General features: G+C 65.4%; 23 protein-coding genes. 5 read left to right on the top strand and 18 right to left on the bottom strand.

The window, feature by feature from the left end; all coding sequences use genetic code 11:
* Positions 1 to 345: 345 nt before the first annotated feature.
* Entirely contained in the window at positions 346 to 2,178 is a 1,833-nt protein-coding gene (gene glmS, locus IB259_RS26930; RefSeq protein WP_054455423.1) for a glutamine--fructose-6-phosphate transaminase (isomerizing), read from the bottom strand.
* 152 nt (positions 2,179 to 2,330) lie between these two features.
* Between glmS and IB259_RS26935 the strand changes: the two genes are divergently transcribed.
* Positions 2,331 to 2,819 (top strand): Lrp/AsnC family transcriptional regulator, encoded by a 489-nt coding sequence (locus IB259_RS26935; protein WP_119449873.1) that lies wholly within the window; start codon positions 2,331 to 2,333, stop codon positions 2,817 to 2,819.
* Positions 2,820 to 2,830: 11 nt separating this feature from the next.
* Here IB259_RS26935 and IB259_RS26940 read toward each other — a convergent pair whose 3' ends face one another.
* From IB259_RS26940 to IB259_RS26965, 6 genes are all read right to left on the bottom strand, one after another.
* Positions 2,831 to 3,889, bottom strand: a complete 1,059-nt coding sequence (locus IB259_RS26940; protein WP_125472866.1) for a glycosyltransferase family 4 protein — start codon at positions 3,887 to 3,889, stop codon at positions 2,831 to 2,833.
* Positions 3,886 to 5,208: a UDP-glucose/GDP-mannose dehydrogenase family protein gene (locus IB259_RS26945; RefSeq protein WP_054455429.1), complete on the bottom strand. Its 1,323-nt coding sequence runs from the start codon at positions 5,206 to 5,208 to the stop codon at positions 3,886 to 3,888. Before IB259_RS26945 ends, IB259_RS26940 begins: the two co-directional genes overlap by 4 nt.
* A 125-nt stretch (positions 5,209 to 5,333) precedes the next feature.
* Positions 5,334 to 6,746, bottom strand: coding sequence for an MFS transporter (locus tag IB259_RS26950; protein ID WP_119449872.1), 1,413 nt, complete (start codon positions 6,744 to 6,746; stop codon positions 5,334 to 5,336).
* Complete coding sequence (glmU, locus tag IB259_RS26955) at positions 6,719 to 8,092, bottom strand: bifunctional UDP-N-acetylglucosamine diphosphorylase/glucosamine-1-phosphate N-acetyltransferase GlmU (protein WP_175161978.1); 1,374 nt, start codon at positions 8,090 to 8,092, stop codon at positions 6,719 to 6,721. Before glmU ends, IB259_RS26950 begins: the two co-directional genes overlap by 28 nt.
* Positions 8,093 to 8,167: 75 nt before the next feature.
* Complete coding sequence (locus IB259_RS26960) at positions 8,168 to 8,929, bottom strand: PhaM family polyhydroxyalkanoate granule multifunctional regulatory protein (protein ID WP_192330599.1); 762 nt, start codon at positions 8,927 to 8,929, stop codon at positions 8,168 to 8,170.
* A 40-nt stretch (positions 8,930 to 8,969) separates the two neighbouring features.
* The gene (locus IB259_RS26965; protein ID WP_119449870.1) at positions 8,970 to 9,647 is read right to left on the bottom strand and encodes a glycine zipper 2TM domain-containing protein; all 678 of its coding nucleotides are present in this window, start codon (positions 9,645 to 9,647) and stop codon (positions 8,970 to 8,972) included.
* Positions 9,648 to 9,778: 131 nt separating this feature from the next.
* Between IB259_RS26965 and IB259_RS26970 the strand changes: the two genes are divergently transcribed.
* A complete protein-coding gene (locus IB259_RS26970; protein ID WP_054455439.1) occupies positions 9,779 to 9,997 on the top strand; it encodes a DUF3717 domain-containing protein in 219 nt (72 codons plus the stop codon).
* A gap of 18 nt (positions 9,998 to 10,015) precedes the next feature.
* Here IB259_RS26970 and IB259_RS26975 read toward each other — a convergent pair whose 3' ends face one another.
* From IB259_RS26975 to IB259_RS26995, 5 genes are all read right to left on the bottom strand, one after another.
* The gene (locus IB259_RS26975) at positions 10,016 to 10,621 is read right to left on the bottom strand and encodes an SCO family protein (RefSeq protein WP_119449869.1); all 606 of its coding nucleotides are present in this window, start codon (positions 10,619 to 10,621) and stop codon (positions 10,016 to 10,018) included.
* Positions 10,622 to 10,638: 17 nt separating this feature from the next.
* A complete protein-coding gene (gene cyoE, locus IB259_RS26980) occupies positions 10,639 to 11,532 on the bottom strand; it encodes a heme o synthase (RefSeq protein ID WP_054455442.1) in 894 nt (297 codons plus the stop codon).
* A gap of 13 nt (positions 11,533 to 11,545) precedes the next feature.
* Entirely contained in the window at positions 11,546 to 12,580 is a 1,035-nt protein-coding gene (locus IB259_RS26985) for a heme A synthase (protein ID WP_054455925.1), read from the bottom strand.
* Between the two features lie 71 nt (positions 12,581 to 12,651).
* On the bottom strand, positions 12,652 to 13,233 hold the full coding sequence (locus IB259_RS26990) for a hypothetical protein (RefSeq protein WP_054455444.1): 582 nt from the start codon (positions 13,231 to 13,233) through the stop codon (positions 12,652 to 12,654).
* A gap of 90 nt (positions 13,234 to 13,323) precedes the next feature.
* Positions 13,324 to 14,130: an SURF1 family protein gene (locus IB259_RS26995; protein ID WP_054455446.1), complete on the bottom strand. Its 807-nt coding sequence runs from the start codon at positions 14,128 to 14,130 to the stop codon at positions 13,324 to 13,326.
* Between the two features lie 39 nt (positions 14,131 to 14,169).
* On the opposite strand from IB259_RS26995, the gene IB259_RS27000 reads away from it, so the two are divergent.
* Complete coding sequence (locus tag IB259_RS27000) at positions 14,170 to 14,370, top strand: twin transmembrane helix small protein (protein ID WP_006224570.1); 201 nt, start codon at positions 14,170 to 14,172, stop codon at positions 14,368 to 14,370.
* Between the two features lie 101 nt (positions 14,371 to 14,471).
* On the opposite strand, the gene IB259_RS27005 is transcribed toward IB259_RS27000, so the two are convergent.
* The 5 genes from IB259_RS27005 to coxB all read right to left on the bottom strand — a co-directional run bounded on the left by IB259_RS27005 (position 14,472) and on the right by coxB (position 18,646).
* Positions 14,472 to 15,347, bottom strand: coding sequence for a cytochrome c oxidase subunit 3 (locus tag IB259_RS27005; RefSeq protein ID WP_042795688.1), 876 nt, complete (start codon positions 15,345 to 15,347; stop codon positions 14,472 to 14,474).
* A 38-nt stretch (positions 15,348 to 15,385) separates the two neighbouring features.
* Complete coding sequence (locus tag IB259_RS27010; protein WP_013390978.1) at positions 15,386 to 15,610, bottom strand: DUF2970 domain-containing protein; 225 nt, start codon at positions 15,608 to 15,610, stop codon at positions 15,386 to 15,388.
* Positions 15,611 to 15,619: 9 nt separating this feature from the next.
* Positions 15,620 to 15,745, bottom strand: coding sequence for a cytochrome oxidase small assembly protein (locus tag IB259_RS31050; protein ID WP_013390977.1), 126 nt, complete (start codon positions 15,743 to 15,745; stop codon positions 15,620 to 15,622).
* A 31-nt stretch (positions 15,746 to 15,776) separates the two neighbouring features.
* Positions 15,777 to 17,384: a cytochrome c oxidase subunit I gene (ctaD, locus tag IB259_RS27015; protein ID WP_054455447.1), complete on the bottom strand. Its 1,608-nt coding sequence runs from the start codon at positions 17,382 to 17,384 to the stop codon at positions 15,777 to 15,779.
* A gap of 104 nt (positions 17,385 to 17,488) precedes the next feature.
* On the bottom strand, positions 17,489 to 18,646 hold the full coding sequence (gene coxB / locus IB259_RS27020) for a cytochrome c oxidase subunit II (RefSeq protein WP_054455449.1): 1,158 nt from the start codon (positions 18,644 to 18,646) through the stop codon (positions 17,489 to 17,491).
* Positions 18,647 to 18,934: 288 nt separating this feature from the next.
* Between coxB and IB259_RS27025 the strand changes: the two genes are divergently transcribed.
* A complete protein-coding gene (locus IB259_RS27025; RefSeq protein WP_054455451.1) occupies positions 18,935 to 19,747 on the top strand; it encodes an NUDIX hydrolase family protein in 813 nt (270 codons plus the stop codon).
* A gap of 28 nt (positions 19,748 to 19,775) precedes the next feature.
* On the opposite strand, the gene IB259_RS27030 is transcribed toward IB259_RS27025, so the two are convergent.
* The gene (locus IB259_RS27030) at positions 19,776 to 22,490 is read right to left on the bottom strand and encodes a cation:proton antiporter (protein ID WP_054455453.1); all 2,715 of its coding nucleotides are present in this window, start codon (positions 22,488 to 22,490) and stop codon (positions 19,776 to 19,778) included.
* Between the two features lie 184 nt (positions 22,491 to 22,674).
* Between IB259_RS27030 and cpdA the strand changes: the two genes are divergently transcribed.
* A complete protein-coding gene (gene cpdA, locus IB259_RS27035; RefSeq protein WP_054455455.1) occupies positions 22,675 to 23,514 on the top strand; it encodes a 3',5'-cyclic-AMP phosphodiesterase in 840 nt (279 codons plus the stop codon).
* The last annotated feature ends 321 nt before the right edge of the window (positions 23,515 to 23,835 follow it).

Consider the following 23,835-nt stretch of genomic DNA (forward strand, 5'->3'; position numbering starts at 1 on the left):
TCGGATTCGTCGCAATAAACCCCGGGAAATCCCTCAAACAATTACATTCATTACATAAACCGCAACATGGCCGGCCAACGAGATTGTTAGCAACTATATAAAAGGGTTTTTGTTGGTCCGGTTTAACCAAAATGAAAAAACATAATGGCGGCGCGGGGTTATTTATTAATAGCTCGGCGCAATGTCATATTCAAAAACAGCCTGGCTACAGTCATTATTCAGAAATAACAAAGCCTGACTCCCGCTCCCCGGACAAGTAAGTATTCGCACACGCGCCGCCCCAAAAAGCAAAAAGCCCACCGGGCGGGTGGGCTTTTTGCTCGATATGGCAGCGACGGTCCGGCCTTACTCCACCGTCACGCTCTTGGCCAGATTACGCGGCTTGTCCACGTCCGTGCCTCGCGCGCACGCCGTGTGGTACGACAGCAGCTGCAGCGGGATGGTGTGCAGGATGGGCGAAAGCTTGCCATAGTGCTCGGGCATGCGGATCACGTGCATGCCTTCGGCGCTCTGGATCTTGCTGTCGGCATCGGCGAAGACATACAGCTCGCCGCCGCGCGCGCGCACTTCCTGCATGTTGGACTTCAGCTTTTCCAGCAGTTCGTCCTTGGGCGCGATGGTGACCACGGGCATGTGCTCGGTCACCAGGGCCAGCGGGCCGTGCTTGAGTTCGCCGGCCGGGTAGGCTTCGGCGTGGATGTAGCTGATTTCCTTGAGCTTGAGCGCGCCTTCCAGGGCGATCGGGTAGTGCATGCCGCGGCCCAGGAACAGGGCGTTTTCCTTGGAGGCGAAGCGGTCAGCCCAGGCCATGATCTGCGGCTCCAGGGCCAGCACCGAGCCGATTGCCACGGGCAGGTGGCGCAGCGCCTTCAGGTGTTCGGCTTCCTGCTCTTCGGTCAGGTGGCCGCGTACCTGGGCCAATGCCAGGGTCAGCAGGAACAGCGCGGTGAGCTGGGTGGTGAAGGCCTTGGTGGAAGCCACGCCGATCTCGACGCCGGCACGCGTGATGTACGAGAGCTTGCACTCGCGCACCATGGCGCTGGTGGACACGTTGCAGATGGTCAGCGTGTTTTCCATGCCCAGCGAGCGCGCATGCTTGAGCGCGGCCAGGGTGTCGGCGGTTTCGCCGGACTGCGAGATCGTGACCACCAACGAGCGCGGGTTGGGCACGCTGTCGCGATAGCGGTATTCGCTGGCGATTTCCACGGCCACGGGGATCTTGGCGATGGACTCGATCCAGTACTTGGCGGTCAGGCCCGCGTAGTAGCTGGTACCGCAGGCCAGGATCAGCAGGGAATCGACGTCCTTGAAGATCTTGTAGGCCTGGTCGCCGAAGAGTTCGGGCGTGATGGCTTCGATGTCCTGCAGCGTGTCGCCGACAGCGCGCGGCTGCTCGAAGATTTCCTTCTGCATGTAGTGGCGGTAAGGGCCGAGTTCGGCCGCGCCGGTATGCACGTGCACGGTGTGGACTTCGCGGTCCACGTTCTTGCCGTTGGCGTCCACGATCCAGACGCGCGAGAGCTGCAGGTCGACGACGTCGCCGTCTTCCAGGTAGATGATCTGGTCGGTGGTGCCGGCCAGGGCCAGCGCGTCGGAAGCCAGGAAGTTCTCGTTCTGGCCCACGCCCACGACCAGCGGCGAGCCTTGGCGCGCGCCGACCACGCGGTGCGGCTCGTCGCGGCAGAACACGGCGATGGCGTAGGCGCCATGCAGGCGGCGCACGGCGTTCTGCACGGCTTCGAACAGGTCGCCGGCATACAGGTGGTTGACCAGGTGCGCGATCACTTCGGTATCGGTCTGGCTTTCGAAGACATAGCCCACGGCCTGCAGCTCGGCGCGCAGTTCGTCGTGGTTCTCGATGATGCCGTTGTGGACCAGCGCGATGCGCGGCTCGTCGTTGCCCAGGCGCGAGAAGTGCGGGTGGGCATTGTGCGTGGCCGGCACGCCGTGGGTAGCCCAGCGGGTGTGGGCGATGCCGGTGAAGCCGCTGACCTTGTCCTGCGCAACCTGCTCGGCCAATTCGGCCACGCGTTGCGTGCTGCGCGTGCGGCGCAGATGGCCGTCGGCGTAGACGGCGACGCCGCAGGAGTCGTAGCCGCGGTACTCAAGGCGCTTGAGGCCTTCAACGAGGATCGGGGTGATGTCGCGCTGGGCGACGGCGCCAACAATGCCGCACATAGGAGAGTGCTCCGGTAAGTTCGTGTACCGACGCATTGTGCTCGTCCCCGCAAGAAATTTGATTTCTTTATGCAGTAAAAAATGGAAGTTAATTCCCTTACATGATTGTGATTAAATAATATTTCTTCTAGATCATTTTTTTGAAATTAATCATGCAAAACGCACAGATTTCCCTGCCAGAGCTGGATGATCTGGACCGGCGCATTCTTGAACAGTTACAAGAAGACAGCTCGCTGACCAACCAAGAGCTGGCGCAACGCGTGCATGCCTCGCCTCCGACCTGCCTGCGGCGGGTGCGGCGGCTGGTGGATGAAGGGGTGATAGACAGGCAGGTGGCCATCCTGGCGGCGGAAAAGCTGGGCAGCACGCTGACCGCCATCGTCGAGATCACGCTGGACGTGCAGGCGGCTGAGAGCCTGGACGCGTTCGAGCAAAGCATGCTGGCCGAGTCCGCGGTGCTGCAGTGCTACCGGGTATCGCCCGGGCCGGATTTCGTGGTGATCGCGCAGGTGAAGGACATGCCGGCCTATCACGCGCTGGTGCACCGCGCTTTCACCGCGCAGGCCAACGTGCGCAATGTGCGCACGTTCTTCTCGGTGCATCGCGCCAAGTTCGAGACCCGGATAGACCTGCGGACCTGAGGCAGGTCGGATCAGCGGCGGGCGATCAGGCGCTCGAACTGCGCCAGGTAGCGGTTGCCCATCTTCTGCACGTCGTGCTCGTCTCGCACGTAGGCATAGGCGCGCTCGGTGACTTCCTGGCGGAAGGCCGCGTCGTCCAGGCAGCGCGCCATGCCCTGCGCCATGGCCTGGAAATCACCCACGGCGCACAGCACGCCGCGTCCGTCGGCCAGGCTTTCCTTCAGGCCGCCAGCATCGGTGGACACCACCGGCACGCGTTGCAGGAAAGCATCCAGCACGCTGCTGCCCAGGGCCTCTTCCTCGGAGCTCATGACGAACACGTCGAGGATGCTGTAGAAATCTTCCACGCCCTTGCGAAAGCCGGCGAAGCGATAGACGTCCTCGATGCCGAGCTTGCGCGCCTCATCCTTGGCCTGCTGCTCGCGGTCGCCGCCGGCGCCGAAGTGCAGGAACACGAAGTCGCGGCGCGTCTTGGCCAATTCGGCCACGGCGCGCACCAGCGTGACCGGGTCCTTGTCGCGGATCAGCGCGGCCGACGTGGCCATGACCTTCTTGCCGGCCAGATCGAATTCCCGCACCAGCTGGGCGACATTCTCGGTGTCGATCTGGTGCGGCTCGACGGCGCTGCGGATGATGACGGGCTCGATCCCCAGGCGGCGCGGCTCGCCGGCGGCCATCTCGCTGATCGCCACGAACAGGTCGGCGTGGCGCCACTTGAAGCCGGTCTTCCATTCGTCGCCGGGTTTGACCACGAAGGACGTGCGGCGGGAAAACGCCACCGGCCGGCGGTGCAGCCATTTGGTGAGGACCGCCCAGGTGATGGTGTTGGCGGTCTGGGCATGCACTATGTCGTAGCGGCCGGCGCCGGCCAGGAAGGCCAGCTGCCCCGGCACGTTGCGGCAGGTATGGGCCACGAAGCCCTCCTGGCGCGCGCGCTCGGCCAAGGGCGCGCCTTCGCGGCACATCACTTCGACGTCGTGGCCAGCCTTGCGGAATGCGCGCATGCAGTACAGCGTCTGCCGTTCGCCGCCGCGCCAGCCCTTCTCGAAGTTCAGTTGCAGAATCTTCATGCGCGGCCGATGCCCGAGTACTCGAATCCCAGGCCGCGCACGTCCGCGGGCGTGTAGAGATTGCGGCCGTCGATGATAAGCGGAGTCTTGAGCAGGGCTTTGACGCGATCGAAGTCGGGCGCGCGGAAGACCTTCCATTCGGTCGCGATCAGGAGCGCATCGGCGCCGTCCAGCGCGTCGTACATGTCGGTGGCGAAGCTGATGCCGGGCTTGCCGGCCAGCGCGCGCGCGGCCTCGTGCATGGCGACGGGGTCATAGGCGCGCACCTCGGCGCCGCGGCGCGTCAGTTCGGCGATGACGGTCAAGCTGGGCGCTTCGCGCATGTCATCGGTGTTGGGCTTGAAGGACAGGCCCCACAGCGCGATCTTGCGGCCCTTGAGGTCTTCGCCGAAACGCGCCACCAGTTTTTCGGACAGGCGGAATTTCTGCGCGTGGTTGGCAGCCTCGGCGGCCTCGATGACGCGCATGGGCAAGGCGTTCTCGGCGGCTGTGTTGACCAGCGCCTGCACGTCCTTGGGGAAGCAGGAGCCGCCGTAGCCCGCCCCGGGATACAGGAAGTGATAGCCGATGCGCGGGTCGGCGCCGATGCCGCGGCGCACTTGTTCGATATCCGCGCCCAGGGCTTCAGCCAGGTTCGCCATTTCGTTCATGAAGGAAATGCGCGTGGCCAGCATGGCGTTGGCGGCGTACTTGGTCAGCTCGGCCGAACGCACGTCCATCACCATCAGGCGGTCGTGGGTGCGTTGGAAGGGCTCGTAGATGCGACGCATGACGCCGATGGTGTAGTCGTCGTCCGCGCCGACCACGACCCGGTCCGGGCTCATGAAGTCGTTGATGGCGGCGCCTTCCTTCAGGAACTCGGGGTTGGACGCCACGCTGAAGGGGATGTCCACGCCGCGTGCGGCCAATTCACGCGCCACGACATCGCGCACCTTGTCGGCCGTGCCCACCGGCACGGTGGACTTGTCCACGATGAGCTTGCGCGACGTCATGTGGCGAGCGATGTTCTGGGCGGCGGCCAGCACGTATTTCAGGTCGGCCGAACCGTCCTCGCCGGGCGGGGTGCCGACGGCGATGAACTGCACGTCGCCGAAAGCCACGCTCTGCGCGACGTCGTCGGTGAAATGCAGGCGGCCCGCCTGCACGTTGCGGCGCACCAGGTCTTCGAGGCCCGGCTCATAGATGGGAATGCCGCCCTGGCGCAAGAGGGCTATCTTCGCCGCGTCCACGTCCAGACACATGACGTCGTTGCCCATGTCGGCCAGGCACGCCCCCGACACCAACCCCACGTAACCGGTACCCACGACCGTGATCTTCATGCCTGAACGCCTTCAAAATAGGTAATCGTTGCGCCAGATGACTCAATCCGGCGCCGGCCGTCATTATAGAAGCGGCCGGGGGCCCAAGCCCGCCGGCGCCACAATGGCGGCCTCGCGGGACCGTCCTAGGGCCGCAACTTGCTGAAGCGAACCGTATTGACCACCACCGCCAGCCCGGCGCAGATGGTCCCCAGCACCAGCGCCAGGCCAGGGCCATGGGCCAGGCTGATGCTGAACGCGATCGCGACCAGCGCCGTGCCGAAGCTCTGGCCGAAGACCCGGGTGGTGGCCTGCAGGCCGCCCGCCGCGCCGCTGCGCGAACGGGGCGCGGCCGACAGCATGGCGCGGTTGTTGGGCGTCTGGAAGAAGCCGAAGCCCATCCCCGCCACGAACATGCCCGCGATGATGGGCCAGTTCGACACCGTGGCCGGCAGCGCCGCCAGCCACAGCATGCCGACCACCATCGCCGCCGCGCCCATGCCGCTGAGCGTGGCGGCCGAATAGCGGTCGGACAGCCGCCCCGCGAGCGGGGCGATGATGGCGGTGCCCACGGGCCAGGCGCCCATCAGCATGCCCACTTCCAGATACGGCCGCCCCAGCACCTGCTGGAAATAGAACGGCAGGGACACGTAGGACGCCATCTGCGCGGCGAAGGTGCAGGCCGAGGCGCCTACCGCAAAGGCCAGCGGACGGATGCGCAGCAGATCCACCGGCACCAGCGGCGCTGGCTGCTTGCCCACGCGCCGCACCAGAACCAGGCCGATGACCGTGGCGATCGCCACCAGGCCGATGCCGCGCAGCAGGTCCATGCCCATCATGTCCACGCCCGAAATGAAGACGCCCAGGGTCAGCATGCACAGCAGCGCGCTGATCCAGTCCAGCTTCACGTTGTTGCGCGGTACTTCCGGCAGATGCCGCAGGCCCAGCATCGTCAGCGCGCAGATCGGCAGGTTGACGGCGAAGATCCAGGGCCAGGGCGCCACCGACAGGATGGCCGAACCGATGGTCGGTCCCAGCACCGACATGATGGCCACGGTGGTGGCGTTGATGCTTATCCCGCGCCCCAGCAGCTTCAACGGGTAGATGTTGCGCACCAGTCCGCCGAACATGCACATGAGCGACGCCGCGCCTATGCCCTGGAACACCCGCGCCGCGGTCAGCTGCCACAGCGTGCCGGCCAGGGCGCAGCCCAGCGAGGCCAGGGTGAACAGCATCAGGCCGAAGGTGAACATGCGGCGAAAGCCGATGCGCTCGGCCAGCGCCGACAAGGGCAGCAGCATCATCACCACCGCCAGGTTGTAGGCGTTCACGATCCAGACCGCCTGGGCCGGCGACGCGTTGAGGTCGACGGCGATCGTGGGCAGCGCCACGTTGGCGATGGTGGTGTCCAGGACCGACAGGCTGATGCCTGTCATCACGGTGGCCGCCGCCCAGTAACGGCGCGGCGTCGGCAGGCCGTCGGGCGGCGCGGGCTTGGCGCCGTTGGCCGGCGCCTCTCCGCTCTGCCCCGTCACGATTTCTTGACCGGGCGCTGCCATCCGTCGACGGTGACCTGCTTGGCGCGCGACACCGTCAGTTTCTCGGCCGGCGCGTCGCGGGTCAGGGTGGTGCCTGCGCCCAGCGTGGCGCCGCGGCCGACGCGCACCGGCGCCACCAGTTGCGTGTCCGAGCCGATGAAGGCGTCGTCCTCGATGACGGTGCGGTGCTTGTTCACGCCGTCATAGTTGCAGGTGATGGTGCCCGCGCCCACGTTCACGCGCGCGCCGATGTCGGCGTCGCCGATGTAGGCCAGGTGGTTGGCCTTGCTGTCCTCGCCCAGCACGCTCTTCTTGATCTCAACGAAGTTGCCGACGTGGCTGCGGTCGCCGAGTTCGGCGCCCGGACGCAGACGGGCGTAGGGGCCGACGCGCGCATCGCGGCCGACCTGCGCCTGCTGCAGATGGCTATAGGCCTCGATGTGCGTGCCCGGGCCAACGCTGACGTCGCGCAGCACGCAGTGCGGGCCCACGCGCACGCCGTCGGCCAGCGACACCTGGCCTTCGAACACGCAGCCCACGTCGATGAACACGTCGCGTCCGCAGGTGAGCGAGCCGCGCACGTCAAAGCGCGCCGGGTCGGCCAGCGTGACGCCGGCTTCCAGCTGGCGGCGAGCCTGCTCGGCCTGCCAGCGGCGTTCCAGTTCGGCCTGCTGCACGCGGCTGTTCACGCCCAGCGTTTCCCAGGACGCACCGGGCTGGGCCGCGCCCACCGGCACGCCGTCGACCACCGCCAGGCCGACCACGTCGGTCAGGTAGTACTCGCCCTGGGCGTTGTTGTTGTCGATGCGGGACAGCCAGTCCTTCAGCTTCGCGGTCGGCGCGCTGAGGATGCCGGTGTTCACTTCCTTGATCTCGCGCTCGGAGTCCGAGGCGTCCTTGTGTTCAACGATGCGGCACACGTTGCCGCTGGCGTCGCGCACGATGCGGCCGTAGCCGGTGGAATCCGCCAGCACCTCGGTCAGCACGGCGGCGCCAGTGCCGCGCGCGTCCAACAGGCGCTGCAGGGTCTCGGGCTGCACCAGCGGCACGTCGCCGTACAGCACCAGGGTCACATCGTCCTTGCCATCGCCTTCAAGCAGCAGCGGCACGGCCTGCTGCACGGCGTGGCCGGTGCCTTGCTGCGGCTGCTGCAACACGAAGTGCAGGTCCGCCTGGCCTTCGTAGGCCTGTTTGACGCGGTCCGCACCGTGGCCGACCACAACGATGATGCGCGCCGGCTTCAGTTGGCGCGCGCTGTCCAGCACGTGGCCCAGCATCGGCTTGCCAGCCAGCGTGTGCAGAACTTTGGGGAGATCGGACTGCATGCGTTTACCCAGTCCGGCGGCAAGAATTACTACGTTAAGCATAGGTTCCAGTATGTTGAGTGGCGGTCGAGAGGCCTTGCGGCCGTCTCGCCCGACGATTTAAAGAGAGGACCGACGCTAGTTGGCGTCCGGTCCGGTTTTCTTGGCGGCCTTGCGGGGCGCGGCGGACTTGCGGGCCGCCGGTTTGGACGCCTTGGCTGCGGGCGCGGCCGCGGCCTTGGATTCGCCCGGCTTGGGCTTGGCCGCGGCATCGGCGCCGGCAGCGGCAGGCGCGGCCGGCATGGAAGCCGCAGTGGCAGCGGCGATCTGGTTGAACTGCTGCTGCAGCAGGTCCCACCAGGCCTTGGAAGCGGATTGCGCCGCGGCGCCCATTTGTTCGCTCATGCCCGGCGCGGCGGATTGCTGCTGCCCTGCGGGCTCTTCGCCCTTGGCCTTGCCGCTTTCGGCGGCAGGGCTGGAGGCCGTCGCCTTGGCCGCGGACTTGGGGCCGGGCTTCAAGCCCAGCACGACTTCCAGCGGCGAAGCCGCGCCGCTGTCCTGGAAGGCGCCCATGTCCAGATTGGCGGCGCTGTCCACGAAGGCGCGCAGCGTGCTGATGGTGGAGCGTTGGACTTCCATGCCCTGGATCGTGCTGGACAGCATGGACAGGTTCATGCGCAGCCAGTTTTCCACGGAGCGGAGTTCCGCGATGCGGCGGTCCAGGTCTTCCAGGTTCATCGGGGGAGCCATGGGCAGGCTGCTGGCCAGGCCTCCAGGTCCGGTCAGGCCCGCCCAGGCCTGGCGCATCATTTCCATGCTGGCCAGGAGCGGGTTGCCCGACAGGTCGGAATGCTGGCCCATGCCGGGCAGAACGAACGGGTTCGTGTGTTGGTCGCTCATTCCTGGTCTCCCCTAAGACAGATGTCGCCGGCAGGCGGGATCATCCGCGCAGCAGCTGATTGTTCTCCACGCGCACATGATCGCCCGACGCAAAAGCGAACGGCTGCGCGCTGCGGAATTGGCGCGTGCTGCCGTCATTCATGCGCACCGTGAGTTCATAGTGCGTCACCGTTTGTTGCTGTCTGATATTACGCTCAACTTCACGGCCTGCCAAAGCGCCGCCCACGGCGCCCAGCACGGTCAGGGCCGTCTTGCCGCTGCCGCCGCCGAACTGGTTGCCCACGACGCCGCCGACCACGCCGCCGCCGATGGTGCCGATGAGGTGGTCGCTATTGTCCTTGACGGGTACCTGCACTTGTCGGACCGATTCCACCACGCCGCAGGTGGCGCAGGCTTGCGGCGCTGGCGATTGGGGCGCGGGGCGTTGGGCGGGAGCCGGCGCCTGGGCCTGAGCCTGGGGACGCGGCGCAGCGGACGCCTGCGCCCCTTGCGCGGGCGCGGGCGGCACGGCGGCCTGCGGCGCGGGCGCCAGGTTGGCGTCTTCGGGACCGGCCTCGGCCACGGGTTCGTCGGCATGCGGGTTGGCCGAAGGCGAGGGCAGCCAGCCCATCACGGCGGCCACGCCCACCGTACACATGACGATGACGGCGATCGCCGCGGCAGCGACCAGGGGATGGATGGCGCGGCGCGCAGATTCAATTTTGGCGGATGTATTCATGACGATGCTCCATCGTTACTAACCGGCAGTGGTATAGCACCCAGGCACGGTTTCGGCGTGTTGCGATGGTGACGCTTCTTTGCAGGACGCGGGCCGGTGGACAGCCATTCCCATTCGTGGACAATAGGCGGATGGATCCCATTACCCTGCCCCAGCTCGAACAGGCCATCAACTACTGGCGCAATATTTCGCCGTCGGTGGGCGACGAATCCCGCCTGTGTCCCGAGGCTGCCGCGCTGGCCACCCCTTACGCGCTCATGATCATGGCGCACCGGCGCGAGATCCCTGCCGCAGAACTGAGCGAGCCGGCCCGCGCCGCGCTTGCCGGCTGGGCCGCCGCCGGCAAGTAAGCCAGCACGGCCGCCTGATCAGCCCTTGAGCAGGGCCTTGATATCCTGCGTCAGGGCTTCCACCCCGATGTTGTTGTTGGCCAGCACGCGCGATTCGCCCTTGCCGTCCAGCAGGTAGAACGCGGCCGTGTGGTCCATGGTGTAGCTGCCGTCCTTGGTCGGCGCCTTGGCGTAATAGGCCTTGAAGGATGCGGCGGCCTTCTTTACCTGGTCCGGCGTGCCGGTCAGCCCCAGGAAGCGCGGATCGAAGGCGGTGACGTACTGTTTGAGGACCTCGGGCGTATCGCGCTCGGGATCCACCGAAATCAGCAGCACCTGGACGCGGTCGGCGTCCGGCCCCAGCTTCTTCATGACTTCGGTCAGCTCGGCCAGCGAGGTCGGGCACACGTCCGGACACTGCGTGAAGCCAAAGAACACGACCACCACCTTGCCGGCGAAATCGGACAGCTGGCGCGTCTTGCCGTTGTAATCGACCAGCTCCATGCCGCGACCCAATTGGGTGCCGCTGATGTCGCTGCCCTTGAATACGGGCGCGCTGTCGCCGCAGGCGGCCAGGGCGGCGGTGAAAGCAGCGGCTGCGCCCAGGCGCAGGACCAGCCGGCGGCTGGTGGAAAACACGGACATCGACAACCTCCAGGGGATCAGCGCAGCAGGCCGACCCAGTGGTCCACCAGCAGGGCGCCGAACAGCAGCGCCAGGTAGAGAATGGAAAAACGGAACATGCTGCGCGCCAGCTCGTCGCTGTAGGCGCGATAGAGCCGCCATGCATAGGAGACGAACATGCCGCCCAGCACCAGCGCGGAAACCAGGTAGAGTTCGCCGCTCATGCGGATGGCATAGGGCAACAGCGTGGTGGCGACCAGCGCAACGCTGTACAAGAGGATGTGCAGGCGCGTGAACTGGTTGCCGTGCGTGACCGGCAGCATCGGCAGCCCGGCCTTGGCGTAATCGTGGTTGCGGTAAAGCGCCAGCGCCCAGAAGTGCGGCGGCGTCCAGATGAAGATGATCAGCACCAGGATCCAGGCCTCGGCCGGCACCGAATCCGCCACGGTCGCCCAACCGAGCGCGGGCGGCATGGCGCCCGACAGGCCGCCAATGACGATGTTCTGCGGCGTACGCGGCTTCAGGATGACGGTATAGATGACGGCGTAACCCACGAAGGTGGCGAAGGTCAGCCACATGGTCAGCGGGTTGACCAGGTGATACAGCACGAACATGCCGGCGCCGCCCAGCAGGCCGGACATGCTCAGCACCTGGAAAGCCGAAATCGTGCCGCGCGCCGTGCCGCGACGCGCGGTACGCAGCATGCGGGCGTCGATTTCCTGTTCGATCAGGCAATTGATGGCGAAAGCGGCCGCGGCCAGCAGCCAGATGCCCAGGGTGCCGAACAGCACGCGGCGCATGTCCGGAATGCCGGGCGCCGCCAGGAACATGCCGATCACGGCGCAAAACACCGCCAACTGCGTCACACGCGGCTTGGTGAGGACGAAATACTGGCGGAACAATCCGGGCTGGGGAGCGGCAATACTGGTCATAGTGGGCCCTATTTTAAACGCGCACCGAATTGGGGCCGTAGCCCCCGGCGGGCGCACGTCCAGCTGTGGACAAACGCACCATCAACACCACCGCGGCCAGGGTCAGGCCGGCGGCGCCTCCATTGTGCAGCACCGCGATCAACAGCGGCCACTGGAAAAAGATCGTCGTCAAGCCGGTCAGCAGCTGCGCGCCCAGCAGCGCCAGCATCAGCGTGGCCGGTCCGCGCAGGCCGGGCTCGGCGCGCAGGCGCCAGGCCAGTATGCCCAGGTACAGGAACACCACGAAGGCAAAATTGCGGTGGACCCAGTGGATCGCGGTCAGCGCCGGCTGGGAAATCATCTCGCCCGATGGCAATTCGCCCAAGGCCCGGATGATCGAATAGCCGCCATGGAAATCCATTTCCGGCACCCAGGCTCCGTGGCACATGGGGAAATCCATGCAGGCCAGCGCGGCGTAATTGGTGCTGACCCAACCGCCCAGGGTCACCTGCACCAGCAGCAGCGCAAACCCCCCGGCCACCCAGGGTTTCCAGCGTGCGGCCGCAGCCGCCACGGCCAGGTGCGGACGCTCGCGCGCCGACAGCCAGGTCATCAGCGCCAGCACCGACAGGCCGAACACCAGGTGCGCGGTCACGACGACGGGCATCAGCTTGTGGGTCACGGTCCAGGCGCCGAACGCGCCCTGCACGCAAACCGCAATCAGCGTCACGACGGCCAACTTGGGCGAACGGCCCAGCTGGCCGCGGTAACGCCACGCCATGTAGACGATGCCGATGATCAGCATGCCCAGGATGGTGCCGACATAGCGGTGGATCATTTCGATCCAGGCCTTGGACAAGGTGACCGGGCCGAAAGGCATGGCCTGCGATGCCTCGTGGATGTCGCCCATCGCGCCCAGCGGCGTCACGCTGCCGTAGCAGCCGGGCCAATCGGGGCAACCCAGGCCGGAATCCGTCAACCGCACGAAAGCGCCGAACATGATGAGGTCCAGCGTCAGGAACCAGGTAAAGAAAACAAGCTTGCGATAACGCGCTTTGATGCGTTCGATTTCCATAAACATCCAATCTGCAACGCCGCGCGCGATGCGCGCGACGCATTGAAACCATGCCAGCCCGAGGCTCAGCCTATTCTCGAGCTGTAGACCAGCTTGCTGATGTCCTTGCGCACCTTCACGCCATCGGCCTCGGCAGGGTACTGCATCATCAGGTTGCCCAGCGGGTCGATCACCCAGATCGGCGCCTCCAGCCCGGGCTGGCCCGCCGCAGTATCGCGCGCCAGCAGGAACCGCGCCAATTGGTCTGGATTGGCGCGCACCATGACCGTGCCTTTGTAGGCTTCCAGCACCTTGTCCGGCACGGGCGCATCGTCGGTGATGAACCAGACGCGCGCCAGCCGGTCGACGTTCTTGCCCTGGCTGGCATGGCTGTTGCGCGCGATGAAGAGCTTGCGGGCGCAGCTTTCCGGGCAGGCGCCCCCGTCGGCGGCCACCAGCAACCATTTGCCCTTCAGGCTCTGCAGGTCGAAGGGCTGGCCGTCCAGCGTGGTCAGGCGCAACTCCGCGGCCGCGGGCATGGGCCGCTGCGGATTCAGGAGCGCGCCGTAATTGCTGGACTCATCGGGCCACCATTGCGGATTCATGTAGACCACGACCGCCGCGACGATGGGTGCGAGCGAGCACAGGAACACCAGCAGCATCGGCATCAGGGAGCGCTTGCGTGCGGGCTTGGTAGAGGAAAGGTCGCGAGCCACTTTGTATCCTGTCGTCTTGCGGGTTAAGAGTCGGCGTCCCGGTCAGGCGCCGGGCGCGTTCTGCGCGCGCCGCATGCGCCGGATGGCGCCCCCCAGCACCACCAGCCATGCGACGGCGGCAATCGAGGCAAAAGCAAACCACTGTACGGCATAGGACGTGTTCTGCTGAAAGTCCACGGACGGCTGCGGCCAGTCGCGCACCAGGCCATCGTCCGCGTTGCCCGCGGCCTGCGACAGCACCGTGGGCAGCAGGGCCAGACCGGTGGATTTGGCGTATGCGTCCAGCGGCAGGTTCTGCACCTGCGGCAAGACGCCGCCCGCCACGGGCAGCGAGGCCGGCAAGGCGGACTGCTCCGACCCTCCCAGCGACCAGATCTCGAACAGACGCGGCACGCGAGGCGACAGCTCGCCCGTCACCGTCTGCGGCCCTTCGGGCGTGACGGGCAGCGGCGGCTGCGAGGGGCCCTGGCCCTGAACCCCCATGACGCGCGGAATCCAGCCGCGCAGCACCAGTACGGCGCGGCGCGCATCGGCGTCCAGCAGCAGCGGCGTGGCCAGCCAATAGCCGGGCTTGCCGTCATGGTTGCGGTTGTCCAGCAGTACACTGAATTGCGGCAGCCAGACCCCGGTAGCCTGGGCCGAACGCCAGGCAGTCATATCGGCGGGGTCGGTAGCCGGGCTCAAGGGCAGCGGCGCTTGCTTGCGGCCCGCTTCGATAGCAGCCAGAATGGCGCGTCGCTCATCGCCGCGGCGCAATTGCCATTGCCCCAGCGATGCCAGGATGACCACGGCGGCACCCAGCAACAGCAAGGCGGCTACCGTGTATCGGGTTGAATGCGGTCGGGCCATATTTCTACAATAACTACTCTGATTCGTCCGGAGACCACCATGCGCGTTTTCGTCGTCCTGGCCTTTATCGGGATTCTGGCCAGCCTGGCATCGGCCCTGGTCTACCTGATGCGGGACAAGGGAACCACCAGCCGAACGGTCAACGCGCTGACGGTGCGCATCGGATTATCGGTGGCCCTGTTCCTGTTCGTGCTGTTCGCCCATCACATGGGCTGGATCGAAAGCACAGGCCTTAGATAGGCATACGGGCCGCGGGTTCCCGCAAGTGCACGATCGCAGATGAGTAAAACGCGCCAGTTCTCGCACAAGAACTGGCGCGCTTCATTGGTTCCGCGTAACGATCAGAACCAGTACACGAACAGGTACAGGCCCAGCCACACCACGTCCACGAAGTGCCAGTACCAGGCGGCGCCTTCGAAACCGAAGTGATGGTCGGCCGTGAAATGCCCGCGGATCAGGCGGATCAGAATGACCGTCAGCATGGTGGCGCCCAGCAGCACGTGGAAGCCGTGGAAGCCCGTCAGCATGTAGAACAGCGACCCGTAGGCGCCCGAATTGAACTTCAGGTTCAGCTCGGTATAGGCGTGGTGGTATTCGTAAGCCTGACAGGCCACGAAGACGAAGCCCAGGACCACGGTGGCCAGCAGCCAGAAGATGGTCTTGCCGCGATGGTTTTCGCGCAGCGCATGGTGGGCAATGGTCAGCGTGACGCCGGAGCTCAGCAGCAGCGCCGTGTTGATGGTGGGCAGCCAGAACGGACCGACGGTCTGGAAGTGCTCGACCACGCCCGCAGGACCGAAGTTCGGCCACACGGCCTGGAAGTCGGGCCACAGCATCAGGCGGTGGTCCATGTCGCCCAGCCACGGCGTGGTGATGGTGCGCGTGTACCAGAGGGCGCCGAAGAACGCCGCGAAGAACATGACTTCCGAGAAGATGAACCAGCTCATGCCCCAACGGTAGGAACCGTCGATGCGCTTGCTGTTCAGGCCGATCTCGGATTCGTGGATGGCGTCGCCAAACCAGTAGTACAACACCACGATCAAACCGATGAAGCCCGCCAGCAGGGTCCACTTGGCCCAGCTGACGCCGTTGATCCAGGCCGCGGCGCTCAGGCCCATGAACAGCAGCGCCACAGCCGTACGCACGGGATGACCCGAGTCGGCGGGCACGAAGTAATACGGTGCCTCTTTACCTTGAACCGAGTGGCTTGCACTCATGGCTTTCTCCCTGGTACAGATTTATAGAATTAAGTGATTCAAGTCAGGCTGGAAACGGCCCAACGCACAATTAATACCAGCACAGTAACGAAGATAGCCGCTGCCAGCAGCCCCGCCACGATCACATGGACCGGATTGAGCTTGGCGACGTCTTCCCGATGGCCCGCCCCCTTGCGCACGCCGAAGAACCCCCACGCCACCGCCTTCATCGTCTGAAGGAAACTCAGCTTGCGCTGGGAGGTTTCGCGCAGGTCGTCGCTCATGGCCCGCGCCTAACTGACAGCGACGCCCGACAGCAGGGCCGAGCCGCGCAGCACGGTCCAGGCAAACACGGCAATGACGAATGCCAGCAGGACCAGACCTGCGATCTTGTTGCGGCGGCGCTGCTCGGGTGTCATTGCTGTGCTACCTGAAACATGAAAGGCTGCCTTACTTCACTTCGGGCGGAGTTTCGAACGTATGGAACGGCGCCGGCGACGGCACGGTCCATTCCAGGCCTTCGGCGCCTTCCCACGGCTTGGCCGCGGCGGGTTCGCCCTTGCCCATGTAGCAACGCACCATCGCCCACAGGAAGATCAGCTGCGACAGGCCGAACCAGAATGCGCCGATGGTGGCCATCTGGTGGAACGTCGTGAACTGACCGGCGTAGTCGGCGTAGCGGCGCGGCATGCCTGCCAGGCCCAGGAAGTGCATCGGGAAGAAAGTGACGTTGAACGAGATCAGCGTCGACCAGAAGTGCAGCTTGCCCAGCTTTTCGCTGTACATGCGGCCCGTCCACTTGGGCACCCAGTAGTAGGCGCCGGCGAAGAGAGCAAACAACGAGCCCGCCACCAGCACGTAGTGGAAGTGCGCGACCACGTAGTAGGTGTCGTGGACCTGGATGTCGATCGGGGCCACCGACAGGATCAGGCCGGTGAAACCGCCCATGGTGAACACGAAGATGAAGCCGATCGAGAACAGCATGGGGGTCTCGAACGTCATGGAGCCGCGCCACATGGTGGCGACCCAGTTGAACACCTTCACCCCGGTCGGGATGGAGATGAGCATGGTGGCGTACATGAAGTAGAGCTGACCCGTGACCGGCATGCCGGTGGTGAACATGTGGTGCGCCCACACGATGAAGGACAGCACGGCGATGGAAGCCGTCGCGTAAACCATCGAGGCGTAGCCGAACAGCTTCTTGCGGGCGAACGCGGGCACGATGGCCGACACGATACCGAACGCCGGCAAGATCATGATGTAGACCTCGGGGTGCCCGAAGAACCAGAACACGTGCTGGTACAGCACCGGGTCGCCGCCAGCGGCCGCGTTGAAGAAGCCCGTGCCGAAATGACGGTCGGTCAGCACCATGGTGATGGCAGCGGCCAGCACCGGCATCACGGCCAGCAGCAGGAAGGCGGTGATCAGCCAGGTCCAGCAGAACAGCGGCATCTTCATCAGCGTCAGGCCGGGCGCGCGCATGTTCAGGATGGTGACGATGATGTTGATCGCGCCCATGATGGACGAGGCGCCCATGATGTGCAGCGCGAAGATCGCCAGGTCCATGCCGGGGCCCATCTGCAGCGACAGCGGCGCGTACAGCGTCCAGCCGGCCGCGGTGGCGCCGCCGGGCACGAAGAACGAGGCGGTCAGCATGATCGCGGCCACCGGCAGCAGCCAGAAGCTGAAGTTGTTCATGCGGGCGAACGCCATGTCGGAGGCGCCGATCTGCATCGGGATCATCCAGTTGGCGAAGCCCACGAAGGCCGGCATGACCGCGCCGAACACCATGACGAGGCCGTGCATGGTGGTGAACTGGTTGAAGAGTTCGGGGCGGAAGAACTGCAGGCCCGGCTCGAAGAGCTCGGTGCGCAGCAGCAGTGCCAGCGTGCCGCCTTCCAGCAGCATGACAAACGAGAAGATGAGATACATCGTCCCGATGTCTTTGTGGTTCGTGGCGAAAAGCCAGCGGCGCCAGCCGGTGGGGATGGCGTGGTGGTGGTCATCGTGACCGTGGCCGTGGCCCGGCGACACGTGGTCTACAGTGACGCTGCTCATGATGGACTCCTTCCTGCTGAGTGCCGGGCCCGATCGACGGGGCCGGCAGGGTATCTCTAACTAAACGGAACCGGTTCTGCGAGGGTGTGCCGAGGCGCGCGCAATCAGCGCGCAGCCTGCACGTCCTTCGGTAGAACCGTCGGGTCCTGCCCCTTGCCTGCATTGCTCCAGGCATGGCGCGTATAGCTGATGACCGCTGCGATTTCGACATCGTTGAGCTGCCCGCCGAATGCCGCCATCGCGGTGCCGGGCTTGCCCTTCAGCACGGTGTTGATCTGTTCGGCCTTCGGGCCCAGAACAACCTTGTCTCCGTCGAGCGGGGGGAAACTGCCCGGGATGCCCTTGCCGTTGGCCTGGTGACAGGCAACGCAATTCGCCGCGAAAACCTTTTCGCCGCGGGCAACCAGTTCGGCTTCCGTCCACTCTTTATTGGGATCGTCGGCGTTTGCCGCCATCTTCTTCTTTTGGTCTTCAACCCACTTGTCGTAGTCGGCCTGCGCCATGACTTCCACGACGATGGGCATGAACGCGTGATCCTTGCCGCACAGTTCCGCGCACTGGCCGCGGTAGATACCGGGCTTGTCGGCGTTGAACCAGGTGTCGCGCAGGAAGCCGGGGATGGCGTCCTGCTTCACGCCGAAGTCCGGAATCATCCACGAGTGGATGACGTCGGCTGCGGTCAGCACGATGCGGACCTTCTTGTTCGCCGGGACGACCAGATGGTTGTCCACTTCCATCAGGTAGAACTCGCCCTTGGGTTCGCGGTTCTCGATCTGAGCGCGCGGGGTCGAGAGCGTGGAGAGGAACTTGATGCCGGTGGCCGAGCCGTCGAGGTACTCGTAGCCCCACTTCCATTGGTAGCCGGTGACCTTCACGGTGAGGTCGGCGCTGGAAGTGTCTTTCATCGCAACCACCGTCTTGGTGGCCGGCAGCGCCATGGCGATGACGATGATGAACGGGATGACGGTCCAGGCGACTTCCACGCCCAGATGTTCATGGAAGGTCGCGGCCTTGTGGCCACGCGATTTGCGGTGCGCCCAGATGGAGTAGAACATCACTCCGAAGACGCCGATGAAGATCACGATACAGATCGTGAGCAGCATCCAATGCAACCACATGATGTCGCGCGAAATTGCCGTGACACCTTCATGCAGGTTGAGCTGATTGACCTTCGGGCCGCCGGGCATGTCTTGCACCTGAGCACCTGCCACGCTGCCAATCAGCATCGCACAAGCCCCCAGTATCCCTCTCCACTTCTTCATGCTTACCTCGAAACACGGCGCGAAGGTCCGTTCGCTAGTGGCGGAAGTCGCCGGAACCGGGCAACGCGCAATTATTAGATGGTAGGGCGTGACGGGGAGATAGAGCGGCCCCTGTCGTTCCCACTCGAAATCACAAAGAAACTGGCGGATTATAGCGGACGCGCAAACAGATGTAAGTTAGTGCCCTTGAATTCATCCGGCCCGCCCCCATCTGGCCGCGCCCCTTGACCACGCGCCGTAAACAGGGTGGCATAAAATCGTCGGCAACATCATCACCACGGTTTCACGATGCCCAAGCAGTTGTCCGACTTGTACGCCGACCTGCGCGCCCGCGCGCAAGAGCCCGCCCCGGAAGGCGCGCGCGCTTTATATATAGCGGGGCGTCGCTGCGGCTGGGCCACGCATGCGGCGTGCGATGCATTGCGCGATGCGCCCGGCATCGCAACGGACGGCGCGAGCCTGCGCATCGGCGCGGACCTGCAGCCCGGCGCAAACCTGAACGGCGTGCTTGAACAGGCCGCGCAACTGTTGCGCCAAGCCAACTGCCTACGCGGCTGGCGCGACGAATTGCTGGATGTTCTGGACGGCGACGAGCCGCTGGGCGTGATCGAACGCGCGGCGGTGCGGCCGCTGGGCCTGCTCACCAAGGCCGTGCACCTGAACGCATGGACGCCGGACGGCCGCCTGTGGGTCGCGCGCCGCGCGCTCAGCAAATCCACCGATCCCGGTATGTGGGACACCTTGGTCGGCGGCCTGGCCGGCAGCCGCGAGGATCTGGAACTGGCGCTGGTGCGCGAATGCGGCGAAGAGGCGGGGCTGGACGCGCCCGACCTGACGCAACGTTCGCCCCTGCGCACCATTCTGCGTATCCACCGCCGCCTGCCCGAGGGCTATCAGGTCGAGGATGTCCTGACCAGCACCTGCGTGCTTGCGGCTGACGTGCGCCCCGCCAACCGGGACGGCGAGGTGATGGAGATCGCCACCATCGACGCGGCCACGGCCGTGCGCCAGGTGGCGGAAGGCGAATTCACGCTTGAGGCAGCGCTGGTGATCGTCGAAGACATCATGCAGCGCCGCGCGGCCGGCGAGATCCCGGCCTGAGCCTCGAGGGCAGCCCCGCCCCCCTGAATCAACGTGGAACGATGCCCGGCTCGCCCAACGCCGGGTTGTCCGTGACGTTGCCGGCGAGATTCCCGGGGAGGTCGCTTGCAGGCGGCGCATCCGCCCCCGCGGCCTCGCGCGCCGCTTGGGTATCAGTGCCGGACGCCGCGCCCGCCGCTTCCGCGGCTTCGGCGGCCTGCGCCGGGCTGGGCGCCGACGCCGGCGCGGGGACCGGAGCGGGCGCGGCATTGGCCTGCGAAAACTGCTTCCACACTTCGATCGCGCGCAGGCGTTGCTTGGCCACGACCTGGATGCGTTCGCGCAGATGCTCGTCGCGCGCCAGCAGGGCGTGGAAATCGCGCGAGGACAGCATCAGCAGCTTGCTGTAGCCCAGCGACGTCACCTCGGGCATCAGCTGTTCTTCACCCAGCAGGCCAAGTTCGCCGAAGAATTCGCCGCTGCCCAGTTCGATCATGGTGTTGTCCGGCAGATGCACTGCCACGGCGCCCGAGGCCACGAAACACATCTCTTCGCCATGGCGGCCCTTGGTCAGCACGCGCTGGTCCGGCAACGCCAGTCGCGGCTTGAGCAGCTTGCTGATGGCCCGCAAGGAATCGGCGGACAGGCCTTCGAACAACGGCACGCGTTTGATCAGGTCGGCCGCGCTCATTTCGATGTCCAGCGGCGGGTGCTTGTCGATGTGGGCCCAGCGGCTCTTCAACTGCGCCATCAGGTCGGCGTAGACCTCGCCGCTGATCAGGAACTGCTCAAGCATGTCGCGGTAACGGATGCGCTCCATTTCGCGGGCCACGCGGCCCAGGTAGCTTTCCTGCAGCCACTGGGCGTAGGACGGATATTGCAGGTTCAGGGCCTGCATGGCGTTTTCGATCAGGTCCAGGCGGCGCTGGTGCAGGGACACGATGCGCTGCGTGGCTTCCTCGCCCAGCAGGGGGGTGATCTGTTCGCGCGCGAAGGCAATCAGGCGCTGCGCGACCGACCGCTTGCTCATCAGGTTGGCGAAGCGCTGGCCCAGTTCGCGCGCCAGCCAGCCCTGGAAGCCGAACAGGTAATGCAGGCGCAAGGCCAGCCGGAAACCGGTGGAATAGCGCACGTCGGCGACGATGGCGCGCTCAAAGCCCGGAATGCCCCCCAGCCGGATCGCATCCTCCAGCCGTTCGGCCCGGGCCAGCAGGGTTTCGGCCATGCGCCAGTCCACGATCTGCGCCTTCAGGATGTCGAAGAACATTTCCTCTTCGCGCTGCGCCACGATGGCCAGTCCCACCGCCACGCGCTGGTCGTCCGTCATCTGGCTGACCTGACCGTCGTGCACGCTGGTCAGGCTGGCGTCGAACACGGCGCGGATGCGGTCGCGGACCTCGGTGCCGATATGCTCGGTCTTGGCGACCTCTTCGGTCTTGCCCTGCAGGTCTTCCAGCGCCACGGCCAGGGCCTGGTTGCGGATGGTGCGCTCCACCGGGGACAACTGGTTCAGGCCCAGCATGCGGATCAGCGGCCGCAGGCTGATGCCGTTGATGAACAAGGTCAGCAGCACGTAGCTGGTGGTGGCCACCGCGATGAACTGGCGCGCCTCTTCGGCCACCCCGGTCTGCTCCGTCACGGCCAGCGCCAGCGCCAGCGAGACGGCGCCGCGCAGGCCGCCCCACAGCATGACGACCTTATAAGGATTGCTGACCTTGGTCCCCAGCCGGGTCAGCCCCAGCAAGGGCAGCAGGCCGAAGACCACAATTGCGCGCGCCACCAGCGTGGCAACGAACACCACCGCCACCAGCGCCAGTTCCTGCCAGTCGGCGGCCGCCATCAGCTTGGGAATCAGCATGGCCGCGAACAGGAAGATCAGCGAGTTGGCCCAGAAGCCGAACTGCTCCCAGGCGCTGGACAAGTATTCGAACGTGGTGGGCGACATGCGCGTGCGGCCGGTGGAGCCCACCACCAGGCCGGCGATCACGGTGGCGACCACGCCCGACACGTTCAGGTAGTGCTCGGAAATGAAGAAGGACAGATAGGCCAGCGTCAGGGTCAGCGTGATTTCCGCGGTGGGAAAGCCGCGCAGCCAGGCGAACAGGAAGCAAGCCAGCCGGCCCATGGCGAAACCCGCCACGCCGCCGCCGATGAAGTGCACGATGAAGTCGTTGAAGATGCCGCTGGCGGTGAGTTCGCCATGGCCGCCCAGCACGGCCAACAGCACGGAGTACAAGGCAATGGAGGCCGCGTCGTTGAAGAGGCTTTCGCCTTCGACCAGCGTGGTCAGGCGCTTGGGCGCGCCCACTTCGCGGAAGATGCCCACCACAGCCACGGGGTCGGTGGTGGCGACGATGGCGCCCAGCAGCAGGCAGACCACCAACCCGTAGGGCGAAATGGCATCCAGCGTGACCCCGACCACCACGGTGCAGACGACCACGGCCACGATCGCCATCATGAGGATGGGGCCGATGTCGTCCATGAGGCGCCGCACGTTCATGGACAACGCGGTCTCGAACAGGAGCACCGGCAGGAACACCATCAGGAAGGTTTCGGACGAAATCTCGAAGCGTTCCAGCGAATCCAGGAAGTCACCGATCCAGCTGGGCGCCCAGCCGTGAACGTGCACGATGATGCCGAGCAGACAGCCGACAATGGCCAGCAGCACCGAATAGGGCAGCTTGAGGCGGCCGGCCAGGGGCGGCATGAAGCAGACCAGCGTCAGCAGACCTGCCAGGCCGAAAACGAGAAAACCTACATCCATGTTCTGTGGGCGGAGCTTATGTGAAGTTCCACAAGAATAGCGGCTTTTTCCTCCGGGACCGGCGCAGGAACTGCCAGGAATCGAGGAGAATGCACGTTTCGTTACCCCAATGCGGACAAGCGATACGCGTCGCGCCATGTTTTTTGGGTAATGTGGAATCGCACAAACTTTGCAGGAGCGGCACTTGGCCCGGATCCATTCCCTGACCCGGCGCGACGATGCGCCCGCCATGCTGGTCCAGCTGACCGACAGCCATCTGTTTGGCGAACCTGAAACCTCGATGCTGGGCGTCAACACGGACGCCAGCCTGCGCGCGGTGCTGCGCCAGATCGAGGCGGACGGCAAGCACCCCGATCTGCTGCTGGCGACCGGCGACATGTCCCAGGACGGCGAGGCCGCGGCCTATCGCCGGCTGGCGCGCGTCCTGTCCGAGGCGCCCGCCCTGGCGCAGGCCAGCATCCGCTGCCTGCCAGGCAACCATGACCTGCCGGCCGTGATGCGCCAGGAACTGCCGCAATGGTCGGTTCCGGTGACGGACGTGGGCGCCTGGCGCGTGGTCGCGCTGGACACCACCGTGCCCGGTTCCAACGCCGGCCATCTGCCCGCGAGCCAGCTCGATCTGCTGGAGGCCGCGCTGGCCGAAGCTCCGGGCCGCCACACGCTGATCGCCATGCATCACAACCCCATGCAGATCGACAGCCACTGGCACGATTCGATGATGATCGACAACCCCCAGGCCCTGTTCAAGCTGTTGACGCGCTGGCCGCAGGTCCGCGTGCTGCTGTGGGGCCATGTGCACCACGAGTTCGACCGCCGCCGCCACAATCTGCGCATGCTGGCCACGCCCTCGACCTGCTTCCAGTTCAGCATCCGCGACGGCAAGCATGTGGTGGACAACATGGCGCCCGGCTACCGCTGGATCAAGCTGTACCAGGACGGTTCGATGGCAACGGGCGTGCGGCGCGTGCAGGACGCGCTGTGGCATGGCGCCAGGACGGCCGCGGACAACGCCCAGGCGGCCTAGTCAGGCCGCGCCTCTTGCTCCGTCAGCGCACGGCGTTTGCCGCTTGAGTCGGCTGCAAGCGCGAACCGGACGCGCATAAAAAACGGGGCACCAGATATGCATGGTGCCCCGCAAGCATCCGTCTCATAGGGGAGGGGAAAGAGGAGAAGCCGAGACGGATGACAAGACTGCTAACCGAAGTTCGCGGTCTACATGAAGTTAGGCGGTGCGATCCTCATTAAGTTTCTCGCGCCGCGCAAAATTTCAGCCCAAATTTGTATCAATTTATTCATGTGCGGCCGCGGCCCACCAGAAAAGCAAAAGGGCCGCTGATCGCGGCCC

The sequence above is a fragment of the Achromobacter sp. ACM04 genome (assembly GCF_014851465.1).
Taxonomy (GTDB): domain Bacteria; phylum Pseudomonadota; class Gammaproteobacteria; order Burkholderiales; family Burkholderiaceae_B; genus Achromobacter; species Achromobacter aegrifaciens.